General features: G+C 37.5%; 10 protein-coding genes. 5 read left to right on the top strand and 5 right to left on the bottom strand.

Going from position 1 to position 11,868, the window contains the following annotated elements; all coding sequences use genetic code 11:
• Window positions 1-8: 8 nt before the first annotated feature.
• From ACWNCI_RS01090 to ACWNCI_RS01070, 5 genes are all read right to left on the bottom strand, one after another.
• Window positions 9-659: a hypothetical protein gene (locus tag ACWNCI_RS01090; RefSeq protein ID WP_449386821.1), complete on the bottom strand. Its 651-nt coding sequence runs from the start codon at window positions 657-659 to the stop codon at window positions 9-11.
• Between the two features lie 93 nt (window positions 660-752).
• A complete protein-coding gene (locus tag ACWNCI_RS01085; RefSeq protein ID WP_449386820.1) occupies window positions 753-1,487 on the bottom strand; it encodes a dioxygenase family protein in 735 nt (244 codons plus the stop codon).
• A 237-nt stretch (window positions 1,488-1,724) separates the two neighbouring features.
• The gene (locus ACWNCI_RS01080; protein ID WP_449386819.1) at window positions 1,725-2,399 is read right to left on the bottom strand and encodes a LytR/AlgR family response regulator transcription factor; all 675 of its coding nucleotides are present in this window, start codon (window positions 2,397-2,399) and stop codon (window positions 1,725-1,727) included.
• Between the two features lie 11 nt (window positions 2,400-2,410).
• Window positions 2,411-3,523, bottom strand: coding sequence for a sensor histidine kinase (locus ACWNCI_RS01075; RefSeq protein ID WP_449386818.1), 1,113 nt, complete (start codon window positions 3,521-3,523; stop codon window positions 2,411-2,413).
• 109 nt (window positions 3,524-3,632) lie between these two features.
• Window positions 3,633-6,584, bottom strand: a complete 2,952-nt coding sequence (locus ACWNCI_RS01070) for a glycosyl hydrolase 115 family protein (protein ID WP_449386817.1) — start codon at window positions 6,582-6,584, stop codon at window positions 3,633-3,635.
• A gap of 183 nt (window positions 6,585-6,767) precedes the next feature.
• Between ACWNCI_RS01070 and xth the strand changes: the two genes are divergently transcribed.
• From xth to ACWNCI_RS01045, 5 genes are all read left to right on the top strand, one after another.
• Window positions 6,768-7,550, top strand: a complete 783-nt coding sequence (gene xth, locus ACWNCI_RS01065; RefSeq protein WP_449386816.1) for an exodeoxyribonuclease III — start codon at window positions 6,768-6,770, stop codon at window positions 7,548-7,550.
• Window positions 7,551-7,610: 60 nt separating this feature from the next.
• Entirely contained in the window at window positions 7,611-8,051 is a 441-nt protein-coding gene (locus ACWNCI_RS01060) for a hypothetical protein (protein ID WP_449386815.1), read from the top strand.
• Between the two features lie 186 nt (window positions 8,052-8,237).
• Window positions 8,238-8,711 (top strand): Dps family protein, encoded by a 474-nt coding sequence (locus ACWNCI_RS01055; RefSeq protein WP_346986046.1) that lies wholly within the window; start codon window positions 8,238-8,240, stop codon window positions 8,709-8,711.
• A gap of 56 nt (window positions 8,712-8,767) precedes the next feature.
• On the top strand, window positions 8,768-9,463 hold the full coding sequence (locus tag ACWNCI_RS01050; protein WP_346986047.1) for a LytR/AlgR family response regulator transcription factor: 696 nt from the start codon (window positions 8,768-8,770) through the stop codon (window positions 9,461-9,463).
• A 197-nt stretch (window positions 9,464-9,660) separates the two neighbouring features.
• Window positions 9,661-11,868, top strand: a complete 2,208-nt coding sequence (locus tag ACWNCI_RS01045) for an ATP-binding protein (protein ID WP_449386814.1) — start codon at window positions 9,661-9,663, stop codon at window positions 11,866-11,868.

Here is an 11,868-nt window from a genome sequence, read left to right as displayed (position 1 = left end):
TTTTAAGTTTAAATCTCGAAGAAAATGATCAGTGCATTTTCGCTTAAAGCTTCAAATTCTAAAGTTTGAATATCTCGCAACAGAATTGAATCCCGGGTTTCAAGTAATCTGTTTTGAAATTCAAAAGCCCCGTTAATAACCATTCCAAAGATCATTTTACTGGAATTATATAAAGAGTACATTTCTTCTTTCCTCCCTTCGTAAAGTCCGATGAAGTTTGGAAATTCTAATTTTTTTGAAACCGGAATCAACGTGTTTTTCTTTTCAATATGAAGGTCTTCGAAGAAAAATGCATTTTCTGGTTGAAGAGATTGCAGTTCAATGATTAAAATGTCGGTTTTCTCGTCATTCAGGTAGTTCCTGATGGTAACCGTCAATTTTTCTTTTGATTTTAGCGTAAAAACTTCTTCCGGAGAAATTACTTTCCGAAAACTATTCAGCTGAATTTTTCCGTAGAGTGTCAGAATAATTAACGTTGAATTTTCCTGTGATTCAAATTCAAAACTTCCGTTTTCATCTAAAATAATTTCGGTTACCGATTTTATATGGCCGGCATTATTTTGATTACTGATAATCTGGTTAAGCACTGATTTGCTTTCTTTTTTCCAGAATGCAAAATCGGCTTTAAATATTTGAGAGGGCGTTTGAACTAACATCATCTTATCATTAAATAAAAAAAGCGATAAATGATTACTCCTCCGTGATCAGTCTCATCGTCATTTACCGCGTATTAAAAATTAAAAACTATTATTTTAAGCTGAAACTTTTATCGTATGAGTTAGTGCGAAGCCTTCGCTTACGCTTCCGGAAATACTGGACATTTCATTGGAGGTTCCATCACTGAAAACATTGTCATTCGAATTGTAAGTATAACCGCTCATTCCTTTATAACCTGTACTTGCCGCAACCTGGACAACCGCACTGTCACTTCCTTCAGGAAATGCAATCTGTGTAACCAACAAAGACTGACCGGCAGAATTATAAATATGAACGTGAATATGAGTGGCTCTTCCGTTGTACCAACCCGGGAAAATAGAGGTGAAATTTACTTTTCCGTTGGAATCAGTCGTTTGTCTTCCTCTTAAAAAATGCACTGAAGTATAATTGGCCGACTGCATTCCTGTTCCGCCATATTCTGAGTAATTTCCATCTTTATCGCAATGCCAAATGTCTACAATGGCTCCCTGTAAACTGGCACAACTGGCATTTGTGTTCTGAACAGTAATAGCAATGGTAAAAGGAACCCCGGTTCTGTCACTTACAATATTGGATTGAACCAAAGTTGATGGAGATTTTGTCGGAAACGGACCCTCAGTTTCCGAATTGGTTACGGAACAGGCGGTTGAGATTGTATTATCGATCACCCCAGTGGTTTCAGAATCTTTATCATCATCATTTCTACAATGAATAAAAACAGGAGCTGCCAAAGCGGTTACGCCTGCTAAACCTAAGCTTTTCAAAAAGCCTTTTCTGTCAATTGTTTTCATACTTTCTCATTTTCTTAGATCAAATGTATTTTTAAAATAAGAGCATAAGAAATTTATGAGGTAAACAGAAAAAATGTGTCGGTGAAAACGTTTTTTTGTTGAGAAGGTGGACTTTCATAGCCCAGATTGAACGGTTTGTTTGAGCTCATTTTTTGGTTTTCGGGGCGGCGGCTCCGCCGCCGCCCCGAAAACCAAAAAATAGCGAGTAGTGAAAGCTGGAAAAAGCTCCTGAAAAATCTATTTATTTAAAATCTTCATCACCTCATCTTTATACGTTTCGCCAATCGGAATAATGAATTCAGCGATGTGGATATTTTTGTTGACAATCGTTTTGATATCACTCACAGGAACGATGAAAGAACGATGAACACGGATAAAATCTTTCTCTGACAGTTTTTCCATAATACTTTTCATGGAAGAACGGGCTGTGATTTTTGTGGAATCTTTCAGGTGAATTCTGATATAATCATCCAAACCTTCAATCAGTTGAATGGTATCGAAATTAATTTTGTGAAGCTTGTAATCTGCACGAATCAAAAGATGTTTGGCTTCATGGGCTTCAGAATTATCTTTCACTTTTTCGACAGCCGTTTTAAATCTTTCAAACGAAAATGGTTTCAGAAGATAATCGACTGCGTTTACACTGAATGCGTCCACGGCATAATCCGAATAAGCAGTCGTAAAAATGACCTTGGTATTTTGAGAGATATTTTTATAAAAATCCAGACCGTTTTTTACAGGCATTTCGATATCCAGAAAAATAAGGTCAACCGGAAACTTGTTGAGGTGTTTCTGGGCATCACTTTGCTTATTGAAAATTTTTTCCAAGCTCAAATTTTCAATTTTATCAGCATAATTTTCAATAATTCTGAGCGCAAGAATTTCGTCATCCAAAGCAATGGCTCTGATCATATTTGCCTATTTTAGATTAAACTGATTTTTAAATCAACTTCATATATTTCCTTTGTTTCATTGATTTTAATTGAATGCTTTTCAGGATAAGCCTGCTTAAGGTGTTCAAAAGTATTTTTCAAACCGATTTTAAAACTGTTTTCTTCATGAACAGCAGTGTTGACAATTTTATTAAAGACCACAAAATTCAGAACTCCTTCCTGAATAACAATTTTTACGGATATTTTTGAATTTTCTTCGGCATTAAAACCATATTTAAAAGCATTCTCAATAAAATTAATTAATAGGAAAGGTACGATTTTCAGATTTTTCAAATCGCCGATTTCAGTGTAAGTGAAGTCGAGACTGCTGTCTGTACGGATCAGCTGAAGGGCAATATAATCTTTAATGTATTCAATTTCTTTGGTTAAATCCACAAAATCTTTACTGCTTTCCTGAACAACATATCGCATAACATTGGAGAGTTTTAAAATTCCGTTGGGTGCATCGTCAGATTTTAACAAAGCCAAAGAATAGATAGAATTGAGAATATTAAAAAGAAAATGAGGCTGAAGCTGATATTTTAAGTTTAATAATTCTGCTTTTGCTTTCGACCGTTCGAGTTCTTTTTTCTCGATATTTTTAAAAATGAAAAGCGAAGAAAGAAATGAAAACAAAAATGGTAAAAGCGAAGAAAAAATCATCTGATAATAGGAAGTATCATTTTGATGACCAAATCCCGGCAAAGGCTGTTTTCCATCCATTGGTGAGGGCGGCATATTTCCCGGAGGAACAGGATTTCCCATTTTCATTGGTGGTGGATTTTGCGAAAAAAAATTCCCTGAAGTCAAAAGATTGGGAATGATCACTACCAAACTAAAACTGATCATGATACAGATCGTATATACCGAAAATCTTTTTTTGTTGTAAAATTTAGGAAGGAAAATATTCAGGTTTAAATAAAAGAAGAAAATAACAAGTACGAATCGGATAAATTCCCTTTGAAATGGTGAAACTCTGAAAACAGATAAAGTACCGTCAAAATCCGGTGAAGAAACGATCGGGATTGACAACAACAACAAAACCAGCCCTGTATGGGATAAAATTCTTTTTAACAGACGAAAAAACTGATGAGATCCTCTCATATATAATTTTAGGCTTTATACAAAAGTAGCGCGAAAAATTATCAATTTAAAAGAAATTATTTTTATATTTTAATCATATTCTCTATGTACTGATAAGTGCAATCCCAGTCTAATCCTGTCTCTCCGGTGCACCGAGATAACTTGGATATTGATCATTGGGGTTTACTATAATACGTTCTAACACCACTTCCGGATCCACCATGTAAATTTTCAGGGTATGTAGACCAGGTGTTCTGACATCTAACGTAGCATCCAGCCAGCGCTGGTTATCAAACACTTCGGTACGTCGGGGTTTTCCACGGGAAATCAAGGCATAGTTCGGTCCGGGATCAGGAAGAGGTTTCAATATCTTTGAACGATCAAGATTTTCCGGGGTATATTCTTTAAATTCATCATGATACCCTTTTCTGGCATCGATGATAATGGGTTCGCCGTTGTCAATGGAAACTGCAATTCTTAATCCGCGACCCGGGTTAACATCCTGGGTTGGAAGGATTCCAAGCAATAATTTTGCAGGGCCTGCCTCCGGAAGAAAAATCTTATACTCCAATCGAGGAGCGTTTTCAGGAGTTGAGCCTGGTGCTGTTGTAGGATAAATACCCATACACGCCTCATCCCTTCCCAATCCCGGTAAAACCATCCATTTGGCTTCTTTCCCTTCTATATTAGCACTGAATTTATTTGCGGGGATAGAAAACTCGCCGGAATATCCACCATAAAAATTTTCTTTGCTGGCAGGCGCCGCTTTCTTCAACGTATTTATAACTACCGGTACTTTAGTATTATTTTGATTAATTTCAATTAAGCCGCTTCCTTTGCCTTCTGGAGCTTTTTTCCAGTCAATGTCAATATATATGCGTTGTTCAGTTTCCGTGGTTCCTTTAGTAGCACTTAACCTGATCCAAGGTTTGTCCGCTTTGGCTGTAAATTTCAGCAGTCCTTTTCCACGGTTAAAAATGTCAATATAATAACGCTGTTTGTCAATAATGTCAAATTGAGGAAGCTCCGCTTTTCCTTCTGTTCCTGGCCAAGCATCTGTACTACCTTCCACTGCAACACCCAATGAAGGTGAGTCCAACGGTATAACCTCATTAAGTACAGGCAAACTATTTTCCTTCGGCATCGACCATTGTTTGTAACCCAAATGAACATCGCTCATCATATTTTTCCACTTGCCGTCAGCAATAGAATCATTGTAATGGGCGCTTAGTTTTTTATCCAGTTCAAAAAGTTCGCGGGCACGATCAGCATAAATATTAGCACTTACGCGACCTTGTTTGGCATACAAATTATTACGGCCTGCTGCCAGATAAATCTCTGCAACACCAGCAGATGCTTTAACCGGATAGAGCACTAGCTGATAATAAGCATCCAAAGCCTCTTTAGGCATTTTCTTTTCCAGTGCTTCTGCTTTTGCGGTAAGATCTTGCCAACGCTTTTGTACCTTTTCGGCTTCGTGGTAATTAACAAAACTGAAAATATTCGGATCCTGTACTTCCGGTTTACGCATCAGGTTGTATTTGGAGTACTTTGACACGAGATCTGCAATTTCAGATGCATGCTCTTTTCCGAAAATTCCAGTTGCCCAATCAGTTATGTAATCAGAAGTTTGATTAGCTGAGATCGCATCGGGATTCCAGGCGTAGCGCATGATAAAATCGATTGGCATTTCCTTCGGCTTAAGGTCACCCACATTAACGATCCAGATACGGTCGATACCGCTTTTATACGCAAGACTGAACTGTTCACGCAATTTTGGTACAGTAGTCGTGTTGATCCAGCGGTCATTCCACGGGCCACCATTCATATCAATATGATAATATAATCCCATACCGCCTTTACGTTTTAATTCATTTTCAGGTGCGGTACGTCTGATATAGCCCCAGTTATTATCACAAAAAAGCAATGTCACATCATCAGGAACGTTCATTCCGGCATCATAATAACGTTGAACTTCTGTGAAAATAGCCCAGAGCTGAGGAACTTCTGCAGGATTTTTACCATACACTTTCCCGATAATCTCACGCTGATCGGAAATTACCTGCTTCAGGGTCTTGATATTCTCCGCATCATCACCCTTACCCATCGCTACATCGCCATCACCACGCATACTCATCGTGATGAGGTTATCGTAATTTTTATTCCGTTCCAAGCCCTCGGTCCAGAATTTCTTTAGATTTTCTGCATTCGTCACATAATCCCATGCACCGATCTGATCTTTACGTTTGGTATATTCTTTCTGTGATCGCATCATCGGCTCATGGTGAGAGGTACCCATCACAATCCCATATTCATCGGCAAGAACAGGACTCATCGGATCATCTTCATTAAAAGCATTTCCCCACATCGCAGGCCACAAGTAATTGGCTTTTAAACGAAGTAACAATTCAAAAATATGAGTATATACTTTTGAATTTATTCCGCCAAAATGTTTATTGGCCCAGCCGGAAAATGAAGGACTTTCGTCGTTGATGAAAATGCCCCGGTATTTGACTTTCGGTGATTCCTGTAAATAACGACCTGCTTTAACATAAAGATTTGTACTTTTCTTTACAGGAGCATCAGCCCAATAATACCACGGAGATACCCCAATTTTTTCAGAAACATCATAAATTCCGTAGATCGTTCCACGCTTATCACTACCGGCAATGACAAGATTGTCTCCAATGGTTTGGATCACGAAAGATTCCCATTTATTTTTTATAGCATCTACGTTCAGCTTACCGCCAGCTACCAGCTGATCTATCAATTTACTTTTACCAATAGTGCCTACAATGATTGCTCCAGGTAAAAGTTTTGTATCTGTAACTACTGGTGAAGCTGCATCTGTCACTTTATGGACATCGTTACCCAAATCATTGGCTGCGCGTATAACACCTTTCCAGTCATCAGGATCTACAACTATCTTTGTCGCAATTCCCTTTGCTGCAATCTGAAAAGCACCTTTTTCAGCGGTATGCTGTACATAATCCGGGAGTAAACTTAGCGTATTATGAGCTGTTTGTGCATTTGTTATTAAGCCAATAAATAGTAAAGCGAAAAAAGCTAATTGTTTAAACATAATTGATCGTTGTGGAATTTCTGCTGCCGTTTCAGACGCAGCATATCGGATTAAATGATAAATATATAAAATTAAATGTAATTTTTACAATTAATTGAATTATGGTAACAGAAAAGAATCTTTAAAAATTAGACTTTCTCTTTTGAAAAAACGAATAACTTTATCAAATAATGCTGAATAAACATGAAAATAGCTACTTACAATGTCAATGGTGTTAATGGCCGTCTTCCGGTTTTGCTTAAATGGCTGGAAGAAACAAATCCTGATATCGTTTGCCTTCAGGAATTAAAGGCAACGCAGGAGAAGTTTCCAATCAAAGAAATCAACAAAGCTGGTTATCAGGCGATATGGAATGGACAAAAGCAATGGAATGGTGTGGCAATTCTGTCTAAAGATCTGGAAATTACAGAAGTTCAACGCCAGCTTCCCGGAGATCCTGAAGATCTGCAAAGCCGTTATCTGGAAGCAATTATTGATCAAATGGTCATATGTTGTGTTTATATACCCAATGGCAACCCTTATCCGGGACCAAAATATGATTATAAACAGGCATGGCTGAAACGATTGAAGAAAAGAACAAGAGAATTTATTACGATGGAACTACCGGCGATTATTATCGGTGACTTTAATATTATTCCAACTGCTAAAGATGTTTATAAACCTGAGAAATGGAAAGATGATGCGCTCTATAGAATTGAAATGCGCACAGCCTATCAATCATTGATTAAATTGGGATGGACAGATTCTTTGAGAACGCTTTATCCGGAGGACACAATATATACATTTTGGGATTATCTTTTTAAAGCTTATGATCGCAATGCAGGCATCAGATTAGATCATATTTTATTAAGTCCATATTTGAAAAACAGTTTAAAAAGTGCCGGTGTGGATAAGCATGTCAGGGGCTGGGTAAAATCAAGCGACCATGCACCGGTATGGATTGAAATTGATAAAAGTAAAATCTAAAAAAACAAAATCTATCAAAAGAAATTTCTGAATATTCCGTTTAATTCTTAAATTAGACACATGCAAAGAAATCTTTATCTTATCATCATATTATTTTCTCTTACCAGCTGCTATACTTATCAGGTTAAAAAGCAAGCGGATACAACGCCCGATAATAAGCAGGAATTAAAAAAAAATGCAACTCTAGCCAATAATTCCGCTCCGAATCTGAATGTACAACAAGCACCTGTTCTCATCAATATTCAGGAAAAACTTACAGCCGGTAAAAATGTTAAAATTGACGTTGATGGAAAAAAATATAAAATAATAGTAGACAAATGGGAAAATGACAGTCTCGTCGCACACCAGGTTCATAATCCTAAAAGGACACTGAAATTCCATAAGAATCAGATCAATGGCGAAAAAATTGCTGAAAAACGCTTTTCACAACCCATAGCCGATATTATAACCATTGTTGCTTATGCCGGCATTGGTGTGGCGATTTATTCTCTTCTGCAATAATTTTAAAAATTTTGCTAATCCAATAAAAACATCATTGTCTGCTTTCAGTCAGGCTATATTTTTTAATTACCGGTTTCAACGATTCATTTTGCCTATTCAACGAAAAATCTCTCAAAATAACAGGATTTTCACTGACCTTTACATCAGCAAAAGAGCAATAACGCTCTTAAATTAAATCCTATTATTATGAAAACAAAAATCGGAATCACAGAAAAAAACACAGAAGCTGTAGCAGATCAATTGGCAAAACTTTTAGCTGACGAAACACTTCTTTACATCAAAACGAGAAATGCACACTGGAACGTGACGGGAGATAATTTCCACGCCAACCACATCTTCTTCGAAGAGCAATACAAACAACTGGATGAAATGATTGACAGCGTTGCCGAACGAATGAGAAAAATCGGACATTTTGCACCCGCAACAATGAAAATTTATCTTGAATTGACCCATCTTACAGAATACAGCGACAGATCCAACGATGGTTTAGGGTATATGAAAGATCTATTGGCTGACCACGAAAGCATCATCGAATTCCTAAGAGGAAACATTACCCCTTTCGCCGAAGAATTCAAAGATTACGGAACCAGTGACTATATCACCGGATTAATGGAAACCCACGAAGAAATGGCCTGGATGATCCGTTCTTACTTCAGATAATTTGAAATTCAGAAAAGGAATAATTATATTTGTGTAACCCATAAAAGAATTATCCCATGAAAGCTCTCATCGTCGATGACAATGACATTGCAAGAACAACGCTGGCACATCTGGCAAAACAGGTTCCTAATCTTACAATTGAAAAAGAGTTCAACAATGCCATAGAAGCCTACACGCACTTGCAATCCAATCACGTCGATCTGATTTTTCTTGATATTGAGATGCCCGAAATGACAGGCATCGAACTCACGAAAAACCTTGCCGGGAAAGACACACTTATCATTTTCACAACGTCTAATAAAGAATATGCACTCGAAGCATTCGAACTCAATATCGCAGATTATATCCTGAAACCGGTGATGCCTGCCAGATTTTTACAGGCGGTAAGTAAGGCTCAGGCAATTATAGACAGTCGAAAAGAAAATGTAGAAGTAACCAGAGATGAATTCCTTTTTGTAAGAGACTCCAATATTACAAGGCGTTTGAAGCTCGACGACATTCTGTATGCAGAGGCAATGGGCGATTATGTAAAATTCTACACCCTGGAAAAAATGTTTGCCATACACGGTAAAATGAAAACTGCCGAAGAACGCTTGCCAAAGGAAAACTTCATAAGAGTTCACCGTTCTTACATCGTTTCTGTCGGTAAGATAGATACGCTGCAAGACGGTGGAATTATGATTAACGGAAAATTCATTCCCGTTGCAGATGCATACCGGAAGACACTCAACACAAGAATGAATGTTTTTTAGATTTATCAATATTTTAATAATTATTTGGGCAGCTTAATCCGCCTGTAGTTTATCCTGAGCTTGCCCTCAAGTCGGGCTGCAATAATTCGCTATTTTTATGTGAATGGGATATTCCCCTCTCTTGGATCGGCGGTGAAAATTCAAAGAATTTTTGACGGGGTGGTTTATCACAATTTGAAATTAAGTACAACATACTTATGAAAACAATATCCTCAATAATGGGCAACAAGCGATTCAGCTATTTCATTATCCTCACATTTATTGCGGGTTCTTTGTTGTTGATAGCAGTTCAGATCAATTCTGCCAACAATACAAAATCGCTTATTCAGAATAACAATATGTTGCTGAATGAGCTTCGTTCCAGCAATCATTTACGGCAAATCGACCGTGACATTTTGGGTGTTGAAAGCAGAATCCGGGCATCCATTGCGACAAACGACACGACTCACCTGAATGGTGTTGATCAAAAAATTGATGAAGTAGAAAACTTTCTGGATTCGATTTCGAAAGATAACAAAGATCCCGAACTTGAAAAGTTGATTCACAGGCTCAGCATTCTGGCAATGGAGAAAAAACTCGTGAAAGAAAAATTGTTGTTGCGATACAATACCTTGGGAAATATGGATGATCAGAGTTCAATCGCCAATCCCAGAGCCAGAAAAATTTCCAACGAAATCACAGACATTACCGCCAAAATTTACGAAACCCGACGCATAGATATGGTCAAATTGAGTAAACAAAGCGAGAAAATGGGCAGAAAAGCGAGATTATATGATATTTCAATTCTGGTTTTGCTTGTTTTAAGCGGAGGCATTGTTGGTTTTCACATTCTCCGTCAGTTCAAAAGACAGCGTTTACTTATTGAGAAGCTTGATATTGCTGAGAAAAAAGCGTCAGCCGCAGCACAGACCAAAGAGAATTTCCTTGCCAATATGAGCCACGAAATCAGAACGCCTTTGAGTGGAATTTTAGGGTTTACCAATCTGTTGCAAAAACGACCTTTAGATAAAACATCTGCAGAATTTGTTTCATCAATTCAGCGTTCGGGAGAAAACCTGATGGCGATTATCAATGATATTTTAGACCTCTCAAAAATCGAAGCCGGAATGATGCGCATTACACCCGGAATTTTCAGCATCAATGGATTAGTCAATTCTGTGGAAACATTTTTTGTAGAACGAGCCAAAGAAAAAGGATTGACACTTTCAAGTAAAATAGATTCTTCAATTCCTGATACTTTGAATGGTGATGCCACAAGATTGACGCAGATTCTGGTCAACCTCATCGGAAATGCCATCAAATTTACCCATCAGGGAAGCATCAATATTGAGGTTTATAATAAACAGCAAAGCGAGAACGAAGTTGTAATTGGTTTCAAAATTTCCGACACCGGAATTGGAATCGATAAAGATAAACTGAACGAAGTTTTCGAAAGATTTAATCAGGGCGAAGATTCCACCACCAGAAATTACGGCGGAACCGGACTTGGCCTGTCCATTGTGAGAAGTTTGATTCAATTGCAAAACGGAAATATTGAAGTCTCAAGCGAGCAGGGAAAAGGAACAACTTTTCATTTCTACATTCCTTACGGTATTGCGAAAGAACAGATTACCACAATTCCATCAATCAATACTCAATACTTTAAAGATAAATCTAATGCTCCTTTGAAAGTTTTGGTGGTAGATGATAACACCATCAATCAAAGCCTGATGAAACATCTGTTATCTCAATGGAATATTGATTTCGAGATCGTTTCAAATGGTTTGGAAGCCGTGGAATATCTTCGAAATAATACTTCTGATTTGGTTTTAATGGATATTCAGATGCCCCAAATGGACGGTTATGTTGCCACGCAAAAGATTCGGGAAGAGTTGAATTTAAATATCCCAATCATTGCAATGACCGCGCACGCATTGGCAGGAGAAAGAGAAAAATGCCTGAGCCGTGGAATGAATGAATATATTTCTAAACCGATAAAAGAAGAAGAATTATTTAAATTAATTTCTAATTTCGGACTGGCCAATCAGAACCGCAATCAGGTTGAAACTGAAGAAGAAACTCCAGATTTTAAACATATTAATTTAACGTATATGCAGTCTGTAAGTGGCGGTGATAAAAGCTTTGAGCAAATCATTACACAACAGTTTATCGAAAATATTCCGCAACATCTTGAACAATTGAATTCAGCTTACGAAAATCAGGATTTCGTCCTTGTAAAGCTAAGAGCGCACGATCTGAAATCAAGCGTTTCCATTATGGGGCTACTTCCATTATTACAGGAAAAACTGGATAGTCTTGAAATGACTTCTGAAGAAAATTCAGCCTCAAAACAAACGTTGGAAGAGGTAAAAACTATTCTTCTACAAGCTGTTTCAGAAGCAAAAATATTTCTAACATCACTTTAA

It is taken from the genome of Chryseobacterium lineare, from assembly GCF_977014045.1.
The sequence above is the reverse complement of the archived record's forward strand: the minus strand, read 5'-3'. Positions and strand labels throughout refer to the sequence as shown.